This window comes from Lacrimispora sanguinis (assembly GCF_044987295.1).
Lineage (GTDB): Bacteria > Bacillota > Clostridia > Lachnospirales > Lachnospiraceae > Lacrimispora > Lacrimispora celerecrescens_B.
The window spans coordinates 3,922,419-3,946,304 of the sequence record NZ_CP173277.1 but is presented as its reverse complement, the minus strand read 5'-3'; the positions used below and the strand labels follow the sequence as shown (position 1 = coordinate 3,946,304).

The window sequence follows — 23,886 nt, the reverse complement described above, 5'->3', positions numbered from 1 at the left end:
GCCGCCTGAATTCTATGAGCCGAAGGCACATCGAACGTTCTTCTCTTCTGGATTTTATCTTTGAATAAATCTGCATTTGCATATTGTATACAGTTTTGTTTTTCACATCATATCATACTCAAATTAATAAAATCAATAGGCAGCATTTATGTACAGAAAAAAATAAATTTTGTCAAAAATATATCGAATTATGGGTGTTTTGTCATTTACATAAAAAAAGAATCCGGCGGATACGGGTGGAAAAACATCTCCAAACTCCGCTATCCCGGATTCTCTATTTTTAGGATTATTTTCCCTCGTAGGTAATCATGGCTTCCACATCGTAGCCTGCAAGCTTGTCCCTGCCATTTAATCCTGCAAGCTCCATGATAAAGCAGATTTTCACCACTTCACCGCCAAGCTCCTCGACCAGTTTTATGATGGCTTCAATGGTGCCGCCTGTAGCGATCAAATCATCAATGATGACTACCTTTTGTCCCGGTTTAATAGAATCTTTATGGATCTCAATGGTCGCTGTGCCATATTCCAGCTCGTAATCAGCAGATAGGACTTCCCTTGGAAGCTTTCCCTTCTTTCTCACCGGGATAAAGCTCTTATGCTCTGCATAGGCCACCGGAACTCCAAAGATGAAGCCTCTTGACTCCGGTCCCACTACGGAATCATATTCTACCCCTTTTAACATATCCCTTATGCCATCTACCGCAATGGAAAGCCCGTCCGGATCCTCCAAAATGGTAGTAACATCCCGGAAAATGATTCCTTCCTCTGGAAAATCCGGAATGCTTGTGACATAATCTTCTAATTTTTTCATTGTCGTACCTCGTATTATTTTAGTTTCTAACCCAGGTCCGGGGGTGTTCCCCTATCCTCTTGGATGTGCGCCCGTATAGGCACGGCGTAGATCTTCCCCCTGAGTGTAGTTCATATACATCTGTGTTGTAGCCATATCGGAATGGCCAAGCATGGCTTGTACCGCATGAATATCCGCTCCGTTGCGGAGCAAATGCGCCGCAAACGAGTGGCGAAGGGTATGAGGCGTAATGTCAGCCTTGATCCCCGCCTTATCTCCATAGAATTTTATAATCTTCCAAAATCCCTGACGGCTCATGGATTTCCCGTTGCAATTGGTAAACAGCCACTCAGATTCCTGATCTCTCAATAAATATCCCCGGCCCCGTTCCATATAAGCGGAAAGAGCCAGCTTGGCCACTTTTCCAAAAGGAACCATACGTTCCTTATGTTCATCCCGGCAAGTGATATATCCAATGGACAGGTTCATGTCGGTCCTTTTTAGATGAATCAGCTCCGATACACGGATTCCGGTGGCATAAAGCAGTTCCAGCATGGCACGGTCCCGAAGTTCTTTGGGAGATTCACCGTTTGGCTGGCTTAACAGGCTGTTCACTTCATCTACCGTTAATATGGTAGGCGCCTTTTTTTCCACCTTAGGCGCTTTTAACAGCTCTGCCGGATCCTTCCGTATTCGCCCTTCTTGGCATTCAAAATGAAAAAAAGCCTTCATGGAAGCCAGACAACGTGAAATGGTAGTGGTAGCCTTCCCCTCTTTTTCCAGGTACAGGACATAGGAAGTCAGACTGGTCTTTGTCACCTTGTCCACTTCAGTGATTCCCTGCCGCTCTAAAAAAGAGGCCAGCTGCATCAAATCCCTCTGATAAGATACCTCTGTATTTTTTGAAGTTTTTTTTATCTCTCTTAAATAAATGATAAAATGATTAATATCTGCTACCATTTCAATATCCCCTGACCTTTCGGCTTTAAAAATGCCTTAAAATAAGGCTTCTTCCTAACATTATATAGACTATTTTCGATAAAATCAAACACATTTTTCCCACTATCAATACATTTTAGGGTTACTTTACATAACATGTACAAGATATTGGTAATGCGTGACATTTTTTCGCAAGATATGGGGAATTGAATCAAATTATTTTTTTTTAATTCTTTCTCGTTAAAGAACCATTTTTAAGAAAAATGGGTTGATCCAGGCCTCGCAGGCGCTCCCAAGGGCAACCAGAAACAAAAGTACCAAAAAAGCCGGAATCCGAAACCGCCGTCCATTTTGCATTCCCCACAAAAGAAGGATGCTCCAAAGGAAAAGGTAACACACTCCCTGAGGCATGACTGTCATAAGGAACACAGGAAGTCCCATAAGTCCTTTTTGGACTGTTATGACGGAAAGGACAAATCCCATGGAAAAACCAATTCCAGCTGTCAGCAGGCAATACATTGGAACTGCATAGGCAGTCAGGCCGATAAGCCATGCGATCCAAACCTCAATCCCCCGCTGTCTTAAGACCTGATAAAAAAGCTGAATCCGTTCCCCTTTGTTCAGATTTATATTTCTGTCCAAAAGACTTAAATAATATCCTGCTTCCTCCATAAATAACAGGTACCAGAAATTTGCCATAACCGTACCGGCGATAAGCCCGACAAAAAAGCAAAGGAGATAGCGGTCCTCTGCCCTTATGTTTCGTTCCAGTGAAACATACATTCCCCCTGGTCTCGGACTTCTTCTCAAACGGTATCTAAGCGTACGAAATAAACTGGCCATCAAAAATCCCCCTACAGGTCTTGTCATAAACTCAAGGTTGAAAGACATCTTTTTTCAACCTTATGCCTGAAAGGGGACATTTATTCTATATGCCGTTCTACAGTCTTTTTCCTACTTCACGTCGTACTTTCTTGCATATGCAAGGATTGCCGCAATGGTCTTCCCGTCGGTAATCTCCCCCCGGTAGATCTTCTGCTCTAAGTCACTTACCTCCCATTCCTCCACCTCAATGTATTCATCTTCATCAAGGTTCTGCTTGGAAGGCTCTAATTCCCTTGCAACAAAAATATCGATGGCTTCATCACAGAAAGCTACCGTTGTATTGACGCTGAGCAAATATTCCAATTTTTCCTTATCTGTCTTATAACCGGTCTCTTCCTCCAGTTCCCTGTGGGCACAGTCAAGCTTTGGTTCATCAGGGCTGTCAAGGGCTCCGGCTGGGATCTCTAAGGTATAGCGGTCTAAGGCATTGCGGTACTGGCGCACCATAAGCAGCTTCCCGCTTTTTGTTACAGGGACCACTGCCGCAGCTCCGTTATGATGAATGAAATCCCAGTGAGCCAGATGACCATTGGCATCCACGGTGTCCTCATATATTTTTAAAATATTTCCCTCATACTTTAATTCTCTGTTAAGTCGTTTTACAGGCTTTTGTTCCATTATCTTTCCTCCATGTCCGTAACTATAGTTTCTCGCACTTTTTAAAGCAGGCATCCGCCGCCTTTATAACCGCATTGCGGAATCCGAATTCCTCCAGGGCTGATACTCCCTCAATGGTAGTGCCTCCCGGCGAACATACCTTATCTTTTAAGACTCCCGGATGCTCCCCTGTTTCCAGGACCATCCTGGCACTGCCAAGGACTGTCTGAGCTGCCATCTCGTAGGCAGCATCCCTGGGAAGGCCATACTTCACCGCGCCGTCTGCCAAAGCCTCTATAAACATATATACATAAGCAGGAGAGCTCCCGCTGGCACAGACCACCGCATTCATAAGACGCTCTTCTACAATCCGCATCCTTCCCAGAGAACGGAAGATATCACCGATTGTCTCCTTCTCCTCTTGAGAAAAATCCTTCTCATCGTAGCAGACTCCTGTCATTCCCTCCCCAAGGAGAGCAGGGGTGTTGGGCATGGCACGGACCACCCGGGTCTTCTCTCCCAGCTTTTCTTTTAGCTGGGCCGTTGTGATACCGGGTGCTATAGAAATGATCACATGGTTCTCTGTCACTTCCTTACGGATATCAGACAGCACCGGATCAAAGTACTGAGGCTTTACAGCCAGTACCACGTATTTTGCCTGACCCGCACACTGGGCATTGCTTTCCCTATGAGCCACTCCCATCTCTGAAGTGATCTGCGTGCACCGCTCTTTATTCACATCGGTAAAAATGATGTCTTCCTTTTCGTATGTCTTTAATAATCCCTTTAAGATTGCAAAACCCATATTTCCGATTCCGATGATTCCTATTTTCGCCATAATCTCTTCCTCCTGCTTTTGCTTTAACATCTGCAATGAATCATTGAATGTCAATCTTGGAAATCTTCCTGATTAACGGAAATGATCCGAACCCCCTTCTTTTGAAGGGCTGCATTTTCCTGCTCCTTAAATTCATGATCTGTTATGATTCCCGTATAATCAGCCAGACAGTTGATCCGGTTCATCCCCTGCCGGTTGAATTTGGAATCATCCACTGCCAGAAAAGACTGCCGGCATTGCTTTACAAGCTGTCGTTTTAAAAATGCTTTATCTGTGGTAGGCGTCAGAACATAATATTCTCCGCTTATGGCGGCTGCCCCGAAAAATCCCGTATCAAACCGGAAATCCTCTATCATCTGAGTGGTGTAATAGCCCAAGGTGCTTCCTGTTGACTTCTGGACATAACCACCGCACAGGATCAGCTCTGCCTTGCTGTTTTTCATGAGAAGGGCGATCTCTAAGTCGTTGGTAATGACCGTCATATTTTCCATGTCCATGATACGTTTCGCAATCTCGTAGGTGGTGGTTCCGGCATCCAGATATACGGTAGTTCCTTCTCTGATGAATTCCACACATTTTTCTGCGATCAGCACCTTCTGCCCATGATTTTTCACGCTTTTATCTGCATAAGCCACCTCAGTCTTGCTTACAGCTCCTCCGTGGCAGCGTTCGATCAGTCCCTCCTTCTGGAGTTTTTCCAAATCCCTGCGGATGGTCATAGGACTGACGTCTAGCTCTTTTGCCAATTCCTCAACCTGGACGCTTCCATCTTCCTGTATCATGTTCAGAATTTTAATCTGCCTTTCCGCCATCATCATGAACAATTCCTCCTGTCATGGAGCCTGTACCAGTTTCAGCATAAAAATCCCTGCCGCCGGAAGCTCCGGCGGCAGGGTATCTGCTTTTCGCACAAATTCCCCTATGTATATCATAAATGATTACAGGAAAATACTCAATATTAAAACTTCAACAAATCCAACAGCCCATGCAATGGTGGAAGTAATGGAATAGGTAAGGATCTGGTCTTTTACTTCTCCAACACCAAGTGTCCGGTTTACCACCCAGAAATAACTGTCATTAAAGTAGCTAAAGAACAGAGAGCCTACACAGCACGCCAAGGCTCCAAGGATAGGATTCACTCCCGCAGCCAGGATGATAGGGGCTGATATGCTGGCCGCCGTTGTCATGGCAACCGTGCCGGAACCCTGGATAAACCGCATGGCTGTGGCAATGAGGAACGGAAGGATGACGATGGGAACCGCGGTGCCTGCAAGAGCTTCCGCCATATAGGTTCCAAGTCCGCTGTCCTTAATGATCTGTCCTAAGGCACCGCCTCCTCCGGTTACCAGCATGATGATTCCTGCAGATGCCATACCCTTTTCCATTTCCTTAATCGCTTCTTCTCTGGTAAGGCTTCTACCCAGGGTAAAAATTGCCAGAACCAGCCCGATCCCTACAGCTACGATTGGACTTCCCAAAAACTGAAAGACCATCATAAAGCCGGTGGTTTTTCCCAAAGCACTGGAAACCGTGCTGATCAGGATGAGGATGATGGGAAGAAACAAAGGAGCAAAGGATTCCAGGGTGGATGGAAGATTTTCAGAGCCAATGGAAAAATCCTGAGAATAATCCGGCTCCTGATAGGGGAGGCGCACAAAACCTTCCTTATCATCAGGAATCTGGTAAATCCTTTTTCCGACCCATCTTGCATAAACCGTACAGGCCACAGTCATGGGAATAGCGATGACAATGCCATAAAGAATGAATCTTCCTACGTCCACTCCAAAGATTCCGCATACGCCCAAAGGCCCGGGAGTGGGCGGCACAAGGCTATGGGTAATCACAAGCCCTGCTGCCAGAGCTGCCCCAAGGGAAATCACCGATTTTTTCGTCACCCTTGAAATAGCCTTTGCAATGGGTGCCAGGATCACAAATCCGGAGTCGCAGAAAATGGGGATGGAAACCAGAAATCCCGTCAGTGCCAGTGCTTCCTCTTCCCTCTTTTTCCCAAAAAGCTTTAAAAATGTCTGGGCCATCCGCTTGGCTGCCCCGGTCCGTTCAAATATCTGTCCCATCATCACCCCAAAACCGATGATGATTCCTATACTCCCAAGCGTTCCCCCAAAGCCGGTTGTTATAGAATTAACAATGCCAAAGGTCTTCCCATTTTCCAATGTGATATTTACAAGAGGCATACCCCCTATCACACCAATGATAACCGATGCCATGATCAGTGCCAGAAATGCGTGGATCTTTGTTTTCAGTACCAAAACTATCAGAATCACAATACCGATTCCAAGAGCAATCATCATTCTTTCGCCGCTAAGTCCTCCTACCATAAAGAAACCCTCCTCAAATTTTTAACTGCCCCGTTACGCTTTTTTAAAACGGGGGGAATACTTTGCTGCAAGCAAAATAGCCTCGATCATGCTGACAGCGCCTGCTTTTCCAGTTCCTGCAATGTCAAAGGCCGTGCCATGGTCCACCGAGGTGCGCAGGATGGGCATCCCGTTGGTAATTGCGATGGTCCGGTCAAAATCCAGGGTTTTTGTAGCAATATGGCCCTGGTCATGATACAGGGAAAGCACGCTGTTAAACCGCCCCTGGGCTGCCTGATGGAACACGGAATCCGCCCCGATCGGCCCTGCAACCGGATACCCTTCTTCCTGTAATTCCAATACGGCTGGGATGATTTCCCTCACCTCTTCGTCACCGAACAGGCCATGTTCCCCACAGTGAGGGTTCAGTCCTGCAACCGCCATGGTCCCCTCCTCTACTCCAAGCCGCTTTAAAGCCTCAAGGCAGCGCTTCACATAATCTTTGATCCTCTCCCTGGTCACCATATCAAGCATATCTCTTAAGGATACATGCCTTGTAAGGAAGAAAACCCTCAGCCCGTTGGTCTCAAACATGGTAAGCGGATCCTCTGTCTCCGTCAGAGCGCTGAATATCTCGGTATGACCGATAAAAGGTATACCTGCCTCCCTTAAGGCCTCTTTGTTAATGGGAGTGGTTGCCACCGCATCCGCCCTTCCCTCGTTTGCCAGCCTGATGCTTTCCTCAATGTATTCATAGGCTGCTCTGCCGCACATTCCGCTGACTTCTCCGAATGCAAACTGGTCCATATCCACGTTATCCAGATTGATGAGGTTTAATATTCCTTTTTCAAATTCCCCCTCTTCCGGCCCCTTTACCGTCTTGATCCTTAAATCCACCCCTGTGATCCTGATGGCCTGCTCCATGATTTTTTTATCTCCCACTGCAATGCAGTCGGCCGCCTCTATGACCCTTGGCTCTGCCAGCGCCTTTGCCACGATCTCCGGGCCAATGCCTGCCGGGTCTCCTATGGGTATTACGATTAGTGGTTTGCTCATATTTGTTCCTCCATTTCTTAGTTTGCATAAGGTTTACATAAATAGCTTCTCTTTTAAGTAGGTGATGCACCGGTTGGCAGCATCAGGTTCTCCTACCATCCCTCCCTTTGTTATGATTGACACCCCTTCGAAATCCCCTTTTAAAAACTTCCCGTAGGCCGCAAGGGGAAGAACCTCATCAAGGAGGCATAAGCCGGCGGTATGGAACTTCTGGCAGATAGCCACCGTAATATCTCCCCCGCTGCTGTAGATCCCTTGAAAGCCGCCGTTATATGTAAATACCCGGCGGGTAATTTCCGCAAAGGAATCGCAGATCAGCCTGGTCATCTCATCCACTCCCCCTGGATAGCCGGATTCGTATCGGTTAAAATCCACCCTGTTTTCCGGATAGATCCCATCCCCTGTAACAGTAAGGATCTCATAAGACTCGCTGGCTTCCAAAACCTCTTTTACGGTCCGTTTGATTTCCTCCTCCCGGCATTCTTCACTCTCCAGGAACCTGGCAGCGGAAACAAAAATGTTATGGGCGGTCCGCTGGGTCAGCCAAAGCTCTTCCATCTGTTTTCTTGTCACAGGATTTACACTTCCCACCACGGCCAATATCTTGTTCCCCTTCCCCCTGTCCGGCGGAACAATCCGCTTTCTCGCAATTGTGGAAGTAAACACGCCCGGATCCACTGCAGCAAATTTGATCCCGCTTGTAATGGCTGCGTCAGCGATTAAGTCTAAATCCTCCTGGGTCACACAATCCATTACAATGATCCTGCACCCATCTTTTATAAGCCCTTTGATCCGTTCCGCCAGGGCATGCTTTCCTTCCATCATGCCGTTCATCTGGATGCTACCCACTTTGTATCTGCTTTGACCTTCAAAAATTTTCTTCACATCCGATGTGAACACAGGCGTCTTGGGGTCTAAGGCTGCCTCCGTCTTGTGAAGGGGAAGCCCCTTTACCATCATGTACCCGCCGATCACGATTCTTCCTGAAGCCGGAAAGCACGGCGCACAGATAGCAGTATAGTCCGGGCCCAAAGCATCTAAAAAAGCATCCGTCTCCCTCCCAACATTTCCTCTGAGAGTGCTGTCAATGCGCTTTGCATATACCTTAACCTCTTCATTTTTCAAAAGATTGGTCACGTTAAATACCCGGTTATAAGCGGTCTCGCTGCTTACCGCTCTGCTGTCTGTTGGATACATGATACAATCGCACTGATCGAACAGGGACAGCTTCAACCGTTCTGAATTCATTACGGTGTAGGTCCTGTAGTTCATCTTCTTAAGCAGAACCCCTGTGGCATTTGCTCCTGTCAGATCATCTGCCACCACAATACATTGAGGCATAATTCCTCTCCCTTCTCTGTACCAGTACCGGCTTGAGATACATTGGTGCCGATATCGTTCGTGTTTGATTATGTTCATTAATGATGTTCATTTATGTTCTAAATCTTACATTGTCTGTTTAATATTGTCAATATAATTTTTATTTTCTTTTAATAATTATTAATAAAATATAAAAAGTGCATGTTGGTAATCCCCTGAATCCCTGTATTTTGTAACATGGGTCCAATGATACAAAATATAAAGTGATATGGAAATAAGCCTGGACGTATGGTATAATTTTCTCATTGGAAGTAAAGCCGGAAACGCAGCAAAACCATATATCCTTACAGGGTGATAAATCAAAATTTATAAGGTGAATACAGGTGGAAGTAAGAATTGAACTGGCATATGACCGGCCGCAGGAAATTATCCGCTTGTTCACTGAATACACGGATAGTATTATTGCTAAAGATACCGAAGTAGCAAAGTGCCTTAATTCTCAGCACTATGATGATGAAGTGAAAGAATTGAATGAAAAATATGGTTTGCCCAATGGACGGCTCTATCTTGCTTATCTGAACCGTGATATTGTTGGATGTGTTGCTTTGAGACAGCTGGATGTTCGTTTTTGTGAAATGAAGCGTTTATATGTCAGACCTGGATATCGGGGAAAACATATAGGAAATGCACTGATTGAGCAAATGATTGCAGATGCCAGACAGATCGGATATAAGCATATGCGCTTAGACACTTTATACAGCAGTTTTCATGCAGCTGGATTTGTAAACAACGTCCGCAAAAAAAGTGTTGACATTTTAATTTTAATCTCATATACTGTAACAAATCAAAGTGAAAAACTGTTGAGCAGGAGTAAGTAAGATTTTAACATCATGCACAGAGAGCTTCCGGTTGGTGGGAGGAAGCGTTGATGTCTGGTCTGAATGGACCTGCGAGGGCGGCTTGAAACCGGTTTTATAATCGGGAGTAGGTGTCGACGGGTTTCCTATCCGTTATCAAGGGGAGGCACATGTTAGTGTGTTATAAAGCGGGAGAAGTCTATCTTCTCCAATCAGGGTGGTACCACGGAACCGTAATTTACAGGCTTTCGTCCCTCTTATCCATAGCAGTATGGAGGAGGGACGGAGGCCTTTTTTATGTTACTCTCCACCTGCTATAGGGTGTTTACCGACTACAAAAGACATGAGTATTAACCAGGAAAGGAGCGTAATAAATCATGAACATCACGCCGGACTGTAAGGAAATCGAAGCGCTTGCCGCTTCCTATCCCGTCATCCCGGTCTGCAGAGAGATCTTTGCAGACATTGTCACACCAATTACCCTGCTGCGAAAAATCGCAGCCAAAAGCAGCCGTTATTATCTGCTTGAAAGCATTGAGGGAGGCGAAAAATGGGGACGCTACTCCTTTCTTGGCTATGACCCGGTCCTTAAGGTGACTTTAAAGGATCATGTGGTTAGGGTACATCATTACAGCCTGCCGGAGGAGGATCAGGTGATCCTTACCAGGGAGCCCTATGATGTGCTGCGGAATATCTTAAAGGATTACCGCTCCCCAAAGCTTCCCGGACTTCCACCCTTTACCGGGGGATTTGTTGGGTATTTTGCCTACAGCATGGTTGGCTATGCGGAACCGGTCCTATCCATCAAAAAGGGAACCTGCAATGACTTTGACTTAATGCTTTTTGATACGGTCATAGCCTACGACCATTTAAAGCAGAAAATCAGTCTTGTGGTCAACATGAAAACCGACCGGGTCATGGAAAATTACGGGAAGGCCTGCACAAAGCTGGAAAGCATTGCAGCCATGATCGGAGAAAATATCCCCCTAAAGAAGTCAGCGGTCACCAGCCAGCCAAACTTCAGCTGCAACGTGACCAAAGAGGAATACTGTTCCATGGTGGAGCGGGCAAAGGATTATATCGTGGACGGAGACATTTTCCAGGCGGTGCTTTCCAGACAGTTTACAAGTGATTACCAGGACAGTCTTCTCAATGCCTACCGGGTCTTAAGGACCACCAATCCCTCCCCCTACATGGTATATCTCCACATGGATGATACCGAAATCATAAGCACCTCCCCGGAAACCCTGGTCCGTCTAAAGAACGGGCGGCTCACCACCTTTCCGGTAGCAGGGTCCAGGCCCAGGGGAAAGGATGAAGAGGAAGACAAACGGCTTTCAAAAGAGCTTCTGGCAGATGAAAAGGAGCTTGCAGAGCACAACATGCTGGTGGACTTGGGAAGAAATGATTTGGGGAAAATCGCAGCGTTTTCCACGGTAGAGGTGACAGGCTATCAAATGATCCACCGTTATTCCAGAATCATGCACATCTGTTCTCAGGTGGAAGCTAATATCACCCCTGACCGGGATGCCTTCCATGCCATAGAGGCGGTTCTCCCGGCAGGCACCCTTTCCGGGGCTCCAAAAATCCGGGCCTGCGAGATCATCGAAGAGCTGGAAACTGAGCCAAGGGGCATTTACGGAGGGGCCCTGGGTTACATTGATTTCGCCGGAAACATGGATACCTGCATCGCCATTCGCATGGCGGTAAAGAGTCATGGAAAGGTATACGTTCAGGCAGGCGGCGGTATTGTGGCTGACAGCGTTCCGGAACGGGAGTACGATGAATCGGAAAACAAGGCGAAGGCCGTGATCCGGGCCATTGAAACCGCAAGGGAGGTAAATGACTGATGATTCTATTGATTGATAATTACGACAGCTTTTCCTACAACTTAGTCCAGATGTTTGGCAGCTTAAATCCGGATATCAGGGTCATACGAAATGACGCAATGACAGCGGAAGAAATAGGGGAGCTATCTCCCAGCCACATCATCCTCTCCCCTGGTCCCGGCTATCCGAAAGACGCAGGAGTGTGCGAGGACGTGGTGAAAAAGCTTTCAGGAACGATCCCCATTCTTGGGGTATGCCTGGGTCATCAGGGAATCTGCGAAGTATTCGGGGCAGAGATCACCCATGCAAGGAAGCTGATGCACGGAAAACAGAGCCTTCTTACCATCGACGTTTCTGATCCCATCTTCCATGGGCTTCCAAAACAGATCCTGGCAGCCAGGTACCACTCTCTCATTGCCGCAAAAGATTCTCTTCCTCATTGCATGACTGTCATCGGAACTGATGATATGGGGGAAATCATGGCGGTAAAGCATAAGGAATATCCCCTTTACGGACTTCAGTTCCATCCGGAATCTATCCTGACCCCAGATGGAATGACCATACTTAAGAATTTTTTATCCATTCATATAAAGGAGGCAGATTAAATGATCAGGCAGGCAATCCATGAAGTTATCTCAGGGCAGGATTTAAGCTTTGAAGCAGCAAAAGAGGTTATGAATGAAATTATGAGCGGAGAAACCACCCCGGCTCAGATGGCCGCATTTTTAACAGGTCTTCGTATGAAGGGCGAGACCATTGACGAGATCACCGCCTGTGCCACGGTCATGCGGGAAAAAGCATTAAAGCTGGAGCCGGATTTTCCTGTCATTGATATCGTAGGAACCGGCGGTGATGAGGCAGGAACCTTTAACATTTCAACAACCAGCGCATTTGTAGTGGCTGCAGGAGGAGTTCCGGTGGCAAAGCACGGCAACCGCAGCGTTTCCAGCAAAAGCGGGGCTGCCGATGTGTTGGAGCACCTTGGTGCGAATTTAAATCTTACGGCGGAACAGTCTGGGACCATACTAAAAGAAACGGGCATGTGCTTCCTATTTGCCCAGGCATACCATTCCTCTATGAAATACGCCGGACCTGTGCGGAAAGAGCTTGGAGTTCGAACCATCTTTAATATCTTAGGCCCCCTTTCCAATCCTGCCGGAGCCACCATGCAGCTTTTGGGGGTCTATGACCGGAAGCTGGTAGAACCCCTGGCCCAGGTACTAAGCAATCTGGGAGTTAAGCGGGGACTGGTGGTCTGCGGAGACGACGGGCTTGATGAAGCCACGGTCACCGGTCCCAGCCACGTATGCGAGATCCGTTTCGGGGAACTGACTCCCTATGAGATCACACCGGAGCAGTTTTCCTTAAACCGCTGCACCCTTCCTGAGCTGGTGGGCGGCACACCGGCAGAAAATGCCCAGATCACCCGGGATATTTTAAACGGAAAGCTTCACGGGCCAAAGCGGGATATCGTCATACTAAACTCTGCCTTAAGCCTGTACCTGGGAATCGATGACTGTACCATTTCCCAGTGCATTGAACAAGCGGCCCATCTCATTGATTCGGGAAAAGCCGCCTCAAAACTTGAAGAGTTTGTAACGATGACTAATGAGGTGGGCTTATGATACTTGACGTACTTGCTGCTGCCTCCAGAAAACGGGTAAAGGCAGCAAAAGATAAAATCCCAATGAAGGACATGGAAAGGCTGGCATTTGAAACCTTGGAAAGAACAAAAGAAAGAGAGCTTTCCTTTGAACGCAGTCTCTCCTCTCCAGGCATTTCATTTATTTGTGAAATAAAACGCGCCTCTCCTTCCAAGGGCATCATTGCCCGCGAATTTCCCTATGTGGAGATCGCGAAGAATTACGAAACTGCAGGGGCGGATGCCATATCCGTCCTCACAGAACCGGAATACTTTCTAGGAAGCAACAGCTACCTGACAGAAATCAGCCATGAGGTAAAAATTCCCCTTCTCAGAAAGGATTTTACGGTGGACCCTTATCAGATCTACGAGGCAAAGGCCATAGGTGCATCAGCAGTTCTCCTCATTTGCGCCCTTCTGAATACAAAAGCCCTGGAAGAAGGCTTGATGCTTTGCCAGAGCCTTGGCTTAAGCGCCCTTGTAGAAGCCCATGACGAAAAGGAAATCCACTCCGCTCTTTCCGCGGGAGCCAGGATCATCGGTGTAAATAACCGGAATTTAAAAACCTTTGAAGTGGATTTTAACAATTCCCTCCGCTTAAGGAGCCTGGTTCCCTCTGATGTGCTTTTCGTGGCCGAAAGCGGAATCAAAACAGAAACAGACATTAAGTTCCTGTCAGAAGCCGGGGTCAATGCCGTCCTGATCGGGGAAAGCCTGATGCGTTCCCCTGACAAGAAGGAAATCTTAAACGGATTTAAGAGGGCTGCACAATGAATCCAAAAGAAAAACAGATCAAAATATGCGGGCTGACCCGCAGGGAAGATATCCTGGCAGTAAACATCTTAAAACCGGATTATGCAGGCTTTGTATTTGCCCCTGGAAAGCGCTGTCTTACAGGACCGAAGGCACAGGAACTTAGAGAGCTGCTGCTGCCGGAGATACCGGCGGTGGGTGTTTTCGTAAACAGCCCCATCGAGGAGCTCCTGTCCCTTACAGAAACTGGTACCATAGACGTTGTCCAGCTTCACGGTGATGAGGACCGGGATTATATGATGGAATTAAAAAGCCGTCTGGTCCCCGGCATTCCTGTCATAAAGGCCATACGGGTCCGGAAGGCAGAGGATATGAAGGAGGCTGAGCACCTTCCCGCAGATTTCCTGCTTTTTGATACTTATACCAAAGGGCTTTACGGAGGCAGCGGGAAAACCTTTGACTGGTCCATGATACCGGACATAAAAAAACCCTGGTTTCTAGCCGGAGGCGTAAGCATTTCAAACATAAAGCAGGCGATGAAAACAAACGCCATTTGCCTGGATCTAAGCAGTTCCGTGGAAACAGAGGGTAAAAAAGACCCGCAAAAAATAAAAGAAATCATACAAATAGTAAGGAGTGAACAGCCATGTCAAAAGGAAAATTTGGACAGCACGGCGGACAATTTGTCCCCGAAACACTGATGAATGCAGTGAATGAACTGGAAGAAGCTTATGAGAAGTACAGCCATGACCAGGAGTTTTTAGCAGAACTTTCAGACCTCCACAAAAAATATACCGGAAGGCCCTCTCTGCTCTATTATGCAGAGCGGATGACAGAGGATTTAGGAGGCGCAAAGATCTATTTAAAGAGGGAAGATCTAAACCATACCGGCTCCCACAAGATTAACAATGCCCTGGGCCAGGTTCTTCTTGCAAAGAAGATGGGGAAGACCCGTGTCATCGCTGAAACAGGAGCTGGACAGCATGGTGTTGCTACCGCTACCGCCGCTGCTCTCATGGGAATGGAATGCGAAGTTTTCATGGGCAAGGAGGATACGGACCGTCAGGCCTTAAATGTCTTCCGCATGGAGCTTTTAGGCACAAAGGTTCACGCGGTCACCAGCGGTACCCAGACCTTAAAAGATGCAGTCAATGAGACCATGAGGGAATGGACCAACCGGGTGGCTGACACCCATTATGTTCTGGGCTCTGTCATGGGCCCTCACCCATTTCCTACCATTGTCAGGGATTTTCAGAGCATCATTGGAAAAGAGGTCCGTTCTCAGCTTCTGGAAGCAGAGGGTAAGCTTCCTGATATGGTGATTGCCTGCGTGGGAGGCGGAAGCAATGCCATGGGAATCTTCCATGAATTTGTAAACGAGGCTTCCGTAAAGCTGGTGGGCTGCGAGGCCGCAGGACACGGCATTGAAACAGGAAAGCACGCAGCCACCATTTCCACCGGCTCCCTTGGAATCTTCCACGGAATGAAGTCCTATTTCTGCCAGGATGAGTACGGCCAGATCGCCCCTGTTTTTTCCATTTCCGCAGGACTTGATTATCCCGGCATCGGACCGGAGCATGCGGCCCTTCACGACTCAGGAAGAGCCAGCTACGTTTCCATTACGGATCAGGAATCCGTGGAAGCCTTTGAATACTTATCCCGTCTGGAAGGAATCATTCCGGCAATAGAAAGCGCCCATGCCGTAGCCTATGCCAGAAAGATTGCTCCTTCCATGGGAAAGGATGAGGTCATTGTTATTAATCTATCAGGGCGTGGTGACAAGGATGTGGCAGCCATTGCCCGTTACAAGGGGGTTGAAATCTATGAGTAGAATTAGCGAAGTATTTTCTAAGGGGAAGGCATTCATTCCATTTATTACAGCAGGGGATCCTGACCTTGCCACCACCGAAGAGCTGGTTCCTGCTATGGCCGAGGCCGGAGCGGATTTAATCGAGCTCGGAATCCCTTTTTCTGACCCGATTGCAGAAGGCATCGTAATCCAGGAAGCCGATATGCGGGCTCTGGCGTCAGGAACTACCACGGATAAGCTTTTCGAGACCGTAAAACGGATACGCAAAAAAACCGATGTTCCGTTGGCTTTTATGACTTATATCAATCCGGTTTTCGTATATGGCAGCGAACGTTTCTTAAAAAATGCGGCGGACTGCGGCATTGACGCCCTGATCGTACCGGATATGCCCTTTGAGGAAAGGGAGGAACTGCTGCCCTACTGCAGGAAGTACGGGATCGAACTGATTTCCCTCATCGCACCCACTTCCAGGGAGCGGATACGGACCATTGCATCTGGATCGGAAGGATTTATTTACTGCGTTTCCTCCATGGGCGTGACAGGAGTGAGATCAGAAATCAATACCGACATTGGCGAAATGATTTCCTTCGTAAAGGAGGCAAAAGATATTCCCTGCGCCATCGGCTTTGGGATCTCCACCAAAGAGCAGGCCAGGGAGATGAGTAGGCATGCGGACGGCGTCATTGTGGGCAGCGCCATTGTAAAAATTGCCGCAAAGTATGGAAAAGACTGTGTTGAGCCTGTCTGCGACTACGTAAGGGAAATGAAGTCCGCCATATCCGGCTGATTGCCGGTAAGGGATGTTTTCCTTGACAAGGAGGAGGGGGAATGCTACACTAGTGCCACAAGAGGGAGCTCGTAGGCGGGCTGAGAGGAAGTAATCAACTTCGACCTTTATAACCTGATTTGGGTAATGCCAACGTAGGGATTCATATGGGATGATTGCATATTTCCGAGCCTATACCTGTTGGTATGGGCTCTTTTTCTTGTTCTTTACCAAAAGCCCTTACAATCCCTCCGTTTGCGAGAAAAAAGGAGGAATAAACATGAATTACACCACACAAATGGATGCCGCAAGAAAAGGCATTCTGACAAAGGAACTGATGGCAGTTGCTGAACACGAACAATGGGAGCCGGAAAAGCTGCGGGAACTGGTAGCGGAAGGAAAAGTCGCCATTCCGGCTAATAAAAACCACAGCTGCTTAAAGCCCAGCGGGATCGGCTCCATGCTGAGAACAAAGATCAATGTGAATCTGGGTACGTCCAGGGATTTGAATGATCTGGATATGGAGCTTTTGAAAGTAAAGGACGCAGTTCTCATGGGGGCAGAGTCCATTATGGATTTAAGCTCCTTTGGAGATACCCGGAAATTCCGCAAGAAGCTGACAGGAGAATGTCCGGCTATGATTGGTACGGTTCCGATCTACGATGCTGTGGTTTATTATCACAAACCCCTTCGGGAAATCACCGCCGAGGAATGGATAAAGATCGTGGAGATGCATGCGGAAGACGGGGTGGACTTCATGACCATTCACGTTGGGATCAACAAGCAGACTGCCAAAAGATTCAAGGAAGCAAAAAGGCTGACTAACATTGTTTCAAGAGGCGGGTCCATCATCTTTGCCTGGATGGAAATGACCGGGGAGGAGAACCCCTTTTATGAGCACTATGACCGCATACTGGAAATCTGCCAGAAGCATGACGTGACCTTAAGCCTTGGAGATGCCTGCCGTCCAGGGTGTATTGAAGATGCGTCGGATATTTCCCAGGTGGAGGAGCTGGTGACTCTTGGGGAACTGACAAGAAGGGCCTGGGAGAAGGATGTACAGATCATTATTGAAGGCCCCGGCCACATGCCCCTGGATCAGATTGCAGCCAATATGAAAATACAGCAGACAATCTGCAAGGGAGCCCCTTTTTATGTCCTCGGGCCTCTTGTCACTGATATTGCGCCCGGATATGACCATATTACCGCAGCAATCGGCGGAGCAGTGGCCGCTGCTGCCGGAGCAGCGTTTCTCTGCTATGTAACTCCTGCGGAGCATTTAAGACTGCCGGATGAAGCAGATGTGAAGGAAGGTATCATTGCGGCCCGGATTGCAGCCCATGCAGCGGATATTGCAAAAGGCATCCAAGGTGCTAAGGAATGGGATCATAAGATGAGCGATGCCAGAAAACGGCTGGATTGGGAAACCATGTTTCAGCTTGCCATTGATCCGGAAAAGGCCAGACGCTACCGTGCCGCATCAAAACCGGAAAAAGAAGATACCTGCTCCATGTGCGGCAATTTCTGCGCCATGAAAAATATGAACCGGATCCTAGACGGAGAGATCGTTGATATATTTGATGAATGATATTTTGTGGAAAGTCAATCAGATATTTGCAATCTGCAACCCTGCTTGTCAGGTTGGAATTACATAGATAGGAGGAACTTTCATGAAAGATCAAATATCACAAACAACTTATAGCAAATCTTCTGCTGGTTCAAGAGTACGGGTGAAAAAGCTGGTGATCAGCGGAATGCTGACAGCCCTTACCGTGGCACTCTCAGGTTTTTCCATCCCGGTGGGATCTTCCAAATGCTTTCCGATACAGCATCTGGCTAATGTTATAGCCGGGGTGTTCTTAGGACCTGTCTATGGTGTTTCCATGGCGTTTTGTACTTCTCTCATACGAAATCTCATGGGAACCGGGAGCCTGCTTGCCTTTCCGGGAAGCATGGCTGGCGCATTTCTTGGAGCTTATCTGTATCAAAGAACCAGGAAGCTTTTGCCCGCCTATCTTGGAGAAGTGGTCGGAACCGGGCTGATCGGAGGACTGCTCTGCTATCCAGTGGCCGCCGTTCTCATGGGAAAAGAGGTAGCTGTGTTCTTCTTTGTTGCTCCATTTTTCATGAGCACTCTGGCTGGAACCATTATGGCTGCAATTTTACTGGCAATTCTGCGCCGCCTTGGGCTTTTTTCCTATTTTGAGCAGCTCATCAATGAATAGGGGGGGACGCCGGATATGAGCATAAAGATCAATGATTCCCTGACAGGATTGGTCAGGGAAAAACGGCCCGTTATCCACTGTATCACCAATTATGTTACGGCCGGAGACGTGGCAAATATCATTTTAGCCTGCGGTGGTTCTCCCATTATGGCAGACCAGCCGGAAGAGGTTTCGGAGATAACCGCCTTATCCCACTGCCTTCTTTTGAACATTGGAACTCCGAAAGAAACGACCAAATCCGCTATGATAAAAGCCGGGCTGGAAGCAAACCGGCGCAACCTCCCTGTCATCTTTGACCCGGTGGGGATCGGTGCTTCCCGTTATCGGACCGAAACGGCTCTCTCCCTATTAAGGGAAGTGAAGGTAACCGTTATCAGGGGAAATGCCTCCGAGCTGCGGGTTCTGTTAAAGGAGCTGACCGGACAAAACGCTGGGGACGGAAACGGCTCTGTATCTCCCGCCCGGGGAGTTGATGCTTCCTTTTCTGATGAGATAAGGGAAGATACCCTTAAATCTCTTAAGGAAACCGCCAGGGCATTAAGCGCTGTTACCGGTGCCGTGACTGTTATGACAGGAGCCATTGATATTGTTTCAAACGGGAAGGAAGACTGGCTTATCAGGAACGGTTGCCCTCAAATGTCCCGCATTACAGGAAGCGGCTGCATGCTGGATGGCATAATTGCCGCCTATATAGCCGCCATCGGCCCCACTCTCTCACAGAATGACATACTCCAGGCAGCTGTTCTTGCCACAGCTGCTGCCGGTCTTTGCGGGGAGCGGGCGGCAAAACGAGTGGAAACGATTTCCGGCGGGACAGGAAGCTTCCGCTGCTGCTTACTAGACGAAGTAAGCCTTTTAGAAGAAAGCACCTTAAAAGGAGGGATCAATATTGAAATTTCATAAAGACATGCTTTTTCTCTATGGGGTAACAGACCAGGCATTTACTGGAGAAAAAACCTTAACAGAGCAGATCGAAGAAGCGCTCTCTGCCGGAGTGACCCTTCTCCAGCTCCGTGAAAAGGGCCTGGATAAACGTGCTTTCCTGGAAGAAGCCTTACTTGTCCGTGAGCTTACGAAGCATTATGGAGTCCCGTTAATCATCAACGATGATGTGGAGATTGCCCTTAAGTGCGGGGCGGACGGTGTGCACGTTGGACAGGATGATTTATCACCTTCCGAGGTCCGCCGGTTAATCGGGCCGGACCGTATCCTGGGCGTTACTGCCAAAAACGTAAGCCAAGCTAAAGACGCATTTATGGACGGCGCAGATTATATCGGATCCGGGGCTATCTTCCCAAGCACTACAAAAAAGGATGCCATTCCCTTAACCCTGGAACAGCTGTCTGCGATCTGCCGTAGTGTTCCTATTCCGGTAGTTGCCATCGGGGGAATTACGGTTGAAAATGTTTCCAGCTTAAAAGGAACAGGCGTAGCCGGAGCTGCGGTGGTTTCCGGCATCTTTGGGCAAAAGGATATAACCGCAGCCGTCCATCACTTAAAAGAACAGCTTTTAAAGGTGGTGAGCCCATGAGTCTGATTCTTCCTTCTTTCCTTACCATTGCAGGCACCGATCCCAGCGGCGGAGCCGGAATACAGGCAGATTTAAAGACTGCCGCGGCTTTGGGTGTCTACGGCTCAAGCGTTATTACCGCCCTGGTCGCCCAAAATACTACAGGGGTTTTTATGACGGAAACGGTTAGTCAGGAAATGCTTGCCGCCCAACTGGAGGCCGTATTTACGGACATTCCGCCAAAAGCAGTAAAGATCGGCATGGCCGGGACTTCTACTTCTATAGAAATCATTGCGGAAAAACTGGGAAAATATAACCGTTCTCCTGTGATCGTGGACCCTGTCATGATATCCACCAGCGGGCATTCGCTTTTAAAGCCACAGGATGTTAAGACTTTAACAAGCCGGCTGTTTCCCCTGGCAGCTTTAGTTACCCCCAATATCCCGGAGGCAGAAGCACTTTTATCCACAAAAGGGAGCCGGATATACAGCAGAAAAGATATGGAAGAAGCCGCAATGAAGCTTTTCCATATCTTTCAAGTATCTTTTCTGTTAAAAGGAGGCCATAGTTCCATGGGAGCTGACGATGTTCTATGCTGTAACGGAACTGTCACCTGGTTTCCAGGAGAACGGATCGACAATCCAAATACCCATGGAACCGGATGCACCCTATCTTCTGCCATTGCCTGCGGACTGGCTTTAGGCATGGAATTAGAAGAAAGCATTCGGATGGCAAAGTCCTATCTAAACGGTGCATTAAAAGCCGGATTAAATCTGGGAAAAGGACGGGGGCCTTTATGGCATGGATGGAGAACTTAAAAATCACCAATAGGCTTATTAACCGGTTATGGCGGGAAGCATTACATGCTCCCGCCATAACCGGTATTTTCATTCAAAACCTCAGGTACCGGCACCGCCGTCCGTGTTTCTATTAATATTTACTGCCAGCGCCATAATCATCAGCTGGTTCTATGGCTGAGATTGAGGCCTCATGACTTACAATCCTTTCCCCTGCATCTCTTAGCTTAAATCGGTTTACCAGACTCTTTAACATCTGCGCCTGTCCCGAAAGTTCTTCACTTGCCGCCGCACTTTCTTCTGATGTTGCGGAATTGGTTTGTACAACTGATGAAATCTGTTCAAGTCCTGCTGCAATCTGTGTAACCGCATAAGATTCTTCATCGGAAGCTTTCGCTATCTGCCGGATTCTTTCATCCACGCTCCTGGACGTTTCTACAACCATAAGAAGTGATCCGGCTGCTTTATCTGCCAGCAGCCTGCCCTTCTCAATTGCATCTACAGTACTTTCAATCAATGCCGTAGTGTTTTTGGCAGCTTCGGCCGACTTTCCTGCAAGGTTTCGCACCTCATCTGCCACCACAGAAAATCCCTTGCCTGCCTCACCGGCACGGGCTGCTTCCACAGCAGCATTTAAAGCCAGGATGTTCGTCTGGAAAGCAATGTCATCAATGGATCTGATAATTTTACCGATTTCCTGGGAAGTATCGGTGATTTCCTCCATTGCCTTCATGAGCAGCTGCATTTGCTGGTTGCTTTCCCCAACCTCTTCTCCTGATTCCTCTGATAAGCGGCTGGCCTGCTGCGCATTGTCTGCGTTGTTTTTGATTCTTTCCGAAATTTCCGTGATGGTAGACGTAAGCTCTTCCACGGAGCTTGCCTGCTCCGCCGCTCCCTGGCTTAAGGTCTGTGCACTGTCTGACATCTGCCCCGCTCCTGCCGATACCTGATCAGAGGCCGTATTAATTTCCGCAAGAGTATCGCTTAAATTACGGTTAATGGTTCGCATGGCAATTAATATCTCCTGATAATCGCCAATGTATTTTTCTTCATATTCCGTATTGATCCTGAAATTGCCCCTGCTCATTTCCTCCAATAAGTATTTAATATCCTGAATGATGAACCGTAAATTCCCCGCCATTTCCGTAAAGGTTCTGGAAAGAACCCCGATCTCATCATTGCTTTTTGTATCCACCTGGATCGCCAGGTTACCGGAAGCAATTAAAGCAGCAGCAGAAACCACGCCGTTAATCGGCTTCAGTGCTTTTCTTAAAACAATGATAACGATGGCGACCACAGCAATCAGTGACAATGCAGACACAATCCCAATAGCAGCCGTTAATATTTTGGTATTTTTATTTAAATCAGAAGTTTCCAACACCGTCTGTGCCCACCAATGGGTCCCCTCCACATCGATGGGGTAGAAATACCGGGCTACTTTATGTCCATCCTCCCGGACAGTGGTACAGGAAAAAGCCTTTCCCAAAGCTGCTCCATCAGTAATCTTCTGCATATCCTTTGGATCTTTTAAAAATTCAGCCAAATTATGGCCAATGTCATCAGCATATTCGCTGTCATATACCGTGGTAAAATCATCGGTTAGAATACCGACATAAAGTGTTTTATATTCTTCGGAAGAAGTGGTTATTTTACTAAACTTACCAACATCAATATCAGCTACTATTACCCCCTGAAACTCATTATTACATATGACGGGATATGCAGCAGTGATCATGGTGACTCCCTGATATTTGATAGGCTTTGTGAAATAAGGCTTCCCGGTTTCTTTCACAGGCTTATAATATTCCTTATTGCTGTAATCACTGTAGGCGCCAAAGGACTGTGCTTTATTCTTGGCAGCATCCTCACCGCTTACATACAACGTATAATCCTCGATATTTTTATCAAACTTGCCCGGCTCAAAAAATATTCCCAACCCAACAATATCCTCATCGCCCATAACAGCAGAACACATACTGTTAATTAAATAATTTTCCACTTCAATATCTAAATCAGACATTTCCTTGTGATATACTGCGCTTTTTACCTTAACGTTTTCGGGAGAAGAAATGACCGCAGTTCCCTGGTCAAATGACTTTTCAAGATAATCCTGCATTGCTGATGCCTCTTTGGACGCGGCATCCAGAATCGCTTGTACCTGGTTTCCATTTGCATGAGCCAGATTTGTAAGCTCGGCGCTGACAGCCGTACTGGTTGTCTGACCTGACAAATAGATGGTTACTATACTTAAAACGGCAAAAACCATAAGCAACGCGGCTGTGATCACGATTGCAATTTTCTCTGAAATTTTCCTGTATTTGTTTCGCCGCGTGTTTCCTTTTCCTATTTTCATGTGTATTTTCCTCGTATCATTATTTTCGTAAAATTCAGATGCTTTCAATGAAACGGATTTCTAAGTATCATTGAAATGCCAGTCATTAATGAACGGGACCGTTTTATGGTTTTCGATCCATAAGCGTTTTAACACCTTTGATTATTGAAACACATATCTTCTTTTTGCTGCTAATATTATAAAATACTTCCACCTTTACATCTCCACCCCCATAATCTACCATGCTTATCTTATAACTTTCCCATCTCTGTAATCACCATATCAATGAAGTCCGCTCTGAAATCCCGGTCTGCCAGAAGTAGGCAATACTGGTTTTTCTTGCGGTTACACCTTAATAATAAAAAGGTACACCTTGGTATCACTGGCGAAATGTAAAGAAAATAAGAATAAAATGTGCGAAATATGTTGTATTTTGTCGTAATAGTGCTTATAATATATGTAGCATTTTTGTGAGATTTACATTTGATAAAAAGGTGTACCTTTTTATCAAATAATCTGATGATATAATTATTATTTTGTATGCAAAGATTCCAGCCAAATAAGCATCGCTTACTTATCTAGGTATCATTTTTATATTTTGACTTGAAGACTATTGTTATCA

Annotated in this window: 23 protein-coding genes, 1 riboswitch and 1 other annotated feature; of the genes, 13 read left to right on the top strand and 10 right to left on the bottom strand. The window is 47.1% G+C overall.

Translation table 11 applies throughout. The annotated features are described in order from the left end of the window. Positions 1-286: 286 nt before the first annotated feature. The 9 genes from ACHZES_RS18290 to ACHZES_RS18250 form a co-directional block, all read right to left on the bottom strand. Positions 287-811 (bottom strand): adenine phosphoribosyltransferase, encoded by a 525-nt coding sequence (locus ACHZES_RS18290; RefSeq protein WP_154525503.1) that lies wholly within the window; start codon positions 809-811, stop codon positions 287-289. 51 nt (positions 812-862) lie between these two features. Then, positions 863-1,750, bottom strand: a complete 888-nt coding sequence (locus tag ACHZES_RS18285; RefSeq protein ID WP_038283888.1) for a site-specific tyrosine recombinase — start codon at positions 1,748-1,750, stop codon at positions 863-865. A gap of 219 nt (positions 1,751-1,969) precedes the next feature. Continuing rightward, positions 1,970-2,572, bottom strand: a complete 603-nt coding sequence (locus ACHZES_RS18280) for a stage II sporulation protein M (protein WP_395549048.1) — start codon at positions 2,570-2,572, stop codon at positions 1,970-1,972. 111 nt (positions 2,573-2,683) lie between these two features. Further along, complete coding sequence (locus ACHZES_RS18275) at positions 2,684-3,232, bottom strand: NUDIX hydrolase (protein ID WP_395549049.1); 549 nt, start codon at positions 3,230-3,232, stop codon at positions 2,684-2,686. Between the two features lie 22 nt (positions 3,233-3,254). After that, complete coding sequence (gene proC, locus ACHZES_RS18270) at positions 3,255-4,049, bottom strand: pyrroline-5-carboxylate reductase (RefSeq protein ID WP_395549050.1); 795 nt, start codon at positions 4,047-4,049, stop codon at positions 3,255-3,257. A gap of 50 nt (positions 4,050-4,099) precedes the next feature. Further along, on the bottom strand, positions 4,100-4,867 hold the full coding sequence (locus ACHZES_RS18265; protein ID WP_038283891.1) for a DeoR/GlpR family DNA-binding transcription regulator: 768 nt from the start codon (positions 4,865-4,867) through the stop codon (positions 4,100-4,102). A gap of 120 nt (positions 4,868-4,987) precedes the next feature. Continuing rightward, a complete protein-coding gene (locus ACHZES_RS18260) occupies positions 4,988-6,388 on the bottom strand; it encodes a GntP family permease (RefSeq protein WP_154525511.1) in 1,401 nt (466 codons plus the stop codon). A 33-nt stretch (positions 6,389-6,421) separates the two neighbouring features. Then, on the bottom strand, positions 6,422-7,423 hold the full coding sequence (gene pdxA / locus ACHZES_RS18255; RefSeq protein ID WP_038283893.1) for a 4-hydroxythreonine-4-phosphate dehydrogenase PdxA: 1,002 nt from the start codon (positions 7,421-7,423) through the stop codon (positions 6,422-6,424). Positions 7,424-7,456: 33 nt separating this feature from the next. Further along, positions 7,457-8,764, bottom strand: coding sequence for a four-carbon acid sugar kinase family protein (locus ACHZES_RS18250; RefSeq protein WP_154525513.1), 1,308 nt, complete (start codon positions 8,762-8,764; stop codon positions 7,457-7,459). 362 nt (positions 8,765-9,126) lie between these two features. On the opposite strand from ACHZES_RS18250, the gene ACHZES_RS18245 reads away from it, so the two are divergent. From ACHZES_RS18245 to thiD, 13 genes are all read left to right on the top strand, one after another. Beyond that, on the top strand, positions 9,127-9,621 hold the full coding sequence (locus ACHZES_RS18245) for a GNAT family N-acetyltransferase (protein ID WP_154525515.1): 495 nt from the start codon (positions 9,127-9,129) through the stop codon (positions 9,619-9,621). Further along, positions 9,595-9,859 (top strand) — a binding site (T-box leader). (Overlaps the previous gene by 27 nt.) A gap of 118 nt (positions 9,860-9,977) precedes the next feature. Further along, the gene (locus ACHZES_RS18240) at positions 9,978-11,450 is read left to right on the top strand and encodes an anthranilate synthase component I family protein (RefSeq protein WP_395549051.1); all 1,473 of its coding nucleotides are present in this window, start codon (positions 9,978-9,980) and stop codon (positions 11,448-11,450) included. Then, positions 11,450-12,034: an anthranilate synthase component II gene (locus ACHZES_RS18235; protein ID WP_395549052.1), complete on the top strand. Its 585-nt coding sequence runs from the start codon at positions 11,450-11,452 to the stop codon at positions 12,032-12,034. The genes ACHZES_RS18240 and ACHZES_RS18235 overlap by 1 nt, the downstream gene beginning before the upstream one ends. Next, complete coding sequence (gene trpD, locus ACHZES_RS18230; RefSeq protein WP_089988677.1) at positions 12,035-13,054, top strand: anthranilate phosphoribosyltransferase; 1,020 nt, start codon at positions 12,035-12,037, stop codon at positions 13,052-13,054. Beyond that, positions 13,051-13,845, top strand: coding sequence for an indole-3-glycerol phosphate synthase TrpC (trpC, locus tag ACHZES_RS18225; protein ID WP_154525521.1), 795 nt, complete (start codon positions 13,051-13,053; stop codon positions 13,843-13,845). Before trpD ends, trpC begins: the two co-directional genes overlap by 4 nt. Next, entirely contained in the window at positions 13,842-14,525 is a 684-nt protein-coding gene (locus ACHZES_RS18220; protein ID WP_395549053.1) for a phosphoribosylanthranilate isomerase, read from the top strand. The genes trpC and ACHZES_RS18220 overlap by 4 nt, the downstream gene beginning before the upstream one ends. Further along, entirely contained in the window at positions 14,471-15,655 is a 1,185-nt protein-coding gene (gene trpB / locus ACHZES_RS18215) for a tryptophan synthase subunit beta (protein WP_154525525.1), read from the top strand. The genes ACHZES_RS18220 and trpB overlap by 55 nt, the downstream gene beginning before the upstream one ends. Next, positions 15,648-16,421: a tryptophan synthase subunit alpha gene (gene trpA / locus ACHZES_RS18210; protein WP_395549054.1), complete on the top strand. Its 774-nt coding sequence runs from the start codon at positions 15,648-15,650 to the stop codon at positions 16,419-16,421. The genes trpB and trpA overlap by 8 nt, the downstream gene beginning before the upstream one ends. Before the next feature lie 51 nt (positions 16,422-16,472). After that, a riboswitch (TPP riboswitch) is annotated at positions 16,473-16,579 on the top strand. 101 nt (positions 16,580-16,680) lie between these two features. Continuing rightward, a complete protein-coding gene (gene thiC, locus ACHZES_RS18205; RefSeq protein ID WP_395549055.1) occupies positions 16,681-17,988 on the top strand; it encodes a phosphomethylpyrimidine synthase ThiC in 1,308 nt (435 codons plus the stop codon). A gap of 82 nt (positions 17,989-18,070) precedes the next feature. Continuing rightward, entirely contained in the window at positions 18,071-18,625 is a 555-nt protein-coding gene (gene thiW / locus ACHZES_RS18200) for an energy coupling factor transporter S component ThiW (RefSeq protein WP_395549056.1), read from the top strand. A gap of 15 nt (positions 18,626-18,640) precedes the next feature. Continuing rightward, positions 18,641-19,528: a hydroxyethylthiazole kinase gene (gene thiM / locus ACHZES_RS18195; RefSeq protein ID WP_395549057.1), complete on the top strand. Its 888-nt coding sequence runs from the start codon at positions 18,641-18,643 to the stop codon at positions 19,526-19,528. Next, on the top strand, positions 19,515-20,156 hold the full coding sequence (gene thiE / locus ACHZES_RS18190; protein WP_395549058.1) for a thiamine phosphate synthase: 642 nt from the start codon (positions 19,515-19,517) through the stop codon (positions 20,154-20,156). The genes thiM and thiE overlap by 14 nt, the downstream gene beginning before the upstream one ends. Beyond that, a complete protein-coding gene (gene thiD, locus ACHZES_RS18185) occupies positions 20,153-20,953 on the top strand; it encodes a bifunctional hydroxymethylpyrimidine kinase/phosphomethylpyrimidine kinase (RefSeq protein WP_395549059.1) in 801 nt (266 codons plus the stop codon). Before thiE ends, thiD begins: the two co-directional genes overlap by 4 nt. A gap of 112 nt (positions 20,954-21,065) precedes the next feature. On the opposite strand, the gene ACHZES_RS18180 is transcribed toward thiD, so the two are convergent. Next, entirely contained in the window at positions 21,066-23,285 is a 2,220-nt protein-coding gene (locus ACHZES_RS18180; protein ID WP_395549060.1) for a methyl-accepting chemotaxis protein, read from the bottom strand. Positions 23,286-23,886 lie beyond the last annotated feature (601 nt).

What these genes read in the sequence shown, in the direction of transcription:
- ACHZES_RS18290 (WP_154525503.1), bottom strand. Translation starts at nt 811, where the DNA reads ATGAAAAAATTAGAAGATTATGTCACAAGCATTCCGGATTTTCCAGAG.
- ACHZES_RS18285 (WP_038283888.1), bottom strand. Translation starts at nt 1,750, where the DNA reads ATGGTAGCAGATATTAATCATTTTATCATTTATTTAAGAGAGATAAAA.
- ACHZES_RS18280 (WP_395549048.1), bottom strand. Translation starts at nt 2,572, where the DNA reads ATGGCCAGTTTATTTCGTACGCTTAGATACCGTTTGAGAAGAAGTCCG.
- ACHZES_RS18275 (WP_395549049.1), bottom strand. Translation starts at nt 3,232, where the DNA reads ATGGAACAAAAGCCTGTAAAACGACTTAACAGAGAATTAAAGTATGAG.
- proC (WP_395549050.1), bottom strand. Translation starts at nt 4,049, where the DNA reads ATGGCGAAAATAGGAATCATCGGAATCGGAAATATGGGTTTTGCAATC.
- ACHZES_RS18265 (WP_038283891.1), bottom strand. Translation starts at nt 4,867, where the DNA reads ATGATGATGGCGGAAAGGCAGATTAAAATTCTGAACATGATACAGGAA.
- ACHZES_RS18260 (WP_154525511.1), bottom strand. Translation starts at nt 6,388, where the DNA reads ATGGTAGGAGGACTTAGCGGCGAAAGAATGATGATTGCTCTTGGAATC.
- pdxA (WP_038283893.1), bottom strand. Translation starts at nt 7,423, where the DNA reads ATGAGCAAACCACTAATCGTAATACCCATAGGAGACCCGGCAGGCATT.
- ACHZES_RS18250 (WP_154525513.1), bottom strand. Translation starts at nt 8,764, where the DNA reads ATGCCTCAATGTATTGTGGTGGCAGATGATCTGACAGGAGCAAATGCC.
- ACHZES_RS18240 (WP_395549051.1), top strand. Translation starts at nt 9,978, where the DNA reads ATGAACATCACGCCGGACTGTAAGGAAATCGAAGCGCTTGCCGCTTCC.
- ACHZES_RS18235 (WP_395549052.1), top strand. Translation starts at nt 11,450, where the DNA reads ATGATTCTATTGATTGATAATTACGACAGCTTTTCCTACAACTTAGTC.
- trpD (WP_089988677.1), top strand. Translation starts at nt 12,035, where the DNA reads ATGATCAGGCAGGCAATCCATGAAGTTATCTCAGGGCAGGATTTAAGC.
- trpC (WP_154525521.1), top strand. Translation starts at nt 13,051, where the DNA reads ATGATACTTGACGTACTTGCTGCTGCCTCCAGAAAACGGGTAAAGGCA.
- ACHZES_RS18220 (WP_395549053.1), top strand. Translation starts at nt 13,842, where the DNA reads ATGAATCCAAAAGAAAAACAGATCAAAATATGCGGGCTGACCCGCAGG.
- trpB (WP_154525525.1), top strand. Translation starts at nt 14,471, where the DNA reads ATGTCAAAAGGAAAATTTGGACAGCACGGCGGACAATTTGTCCCCGAA.
- trpA (WP_395549054.1), top strand. Translation starts at nt 15,648, where the DNA reads ATGAGTAGAATTAGCGAAGTATTTTCTAAGGGGAAGGCATTCATTCCA.
- thiC (WP_395549055.1), top strand. Translation starts at nt 16,681, where the DNA reads ATGAATTACACCACACAAATGGATGCCGCAAGAAAAGGCATTCTGACA.
- thiW (WP_395549056.1), top strand. Translation starts at nt 18,071, where the DNA reads ATGAAAGATCAAATATCACAAACAACTTATAGCAAATCTTCTGCTGGT.
- thiM (WP_395549057.1), top strand. Translation starts at nt 18,641, where the DNA reads ATGAGCATAAAGATCAATGATTCCCTGACAGGATTGGTCAGGGAAAAA.
- thiD (WP_395549059.1), top strand. Translation starts at nt 20,153, where the DNA reads ATGAGTCTGATTCTTCCTTCTTTCCTTACCATTGCAGGCACCGATCCC.
- ACHZES_RS18180 (WP_395549060.1), bottom strand. Translation starts at nt 23,285, where the DNA reads ATGAAAATAGGAAAAGGAAACACGCGGCGAAACAAATACAGGAAAATT.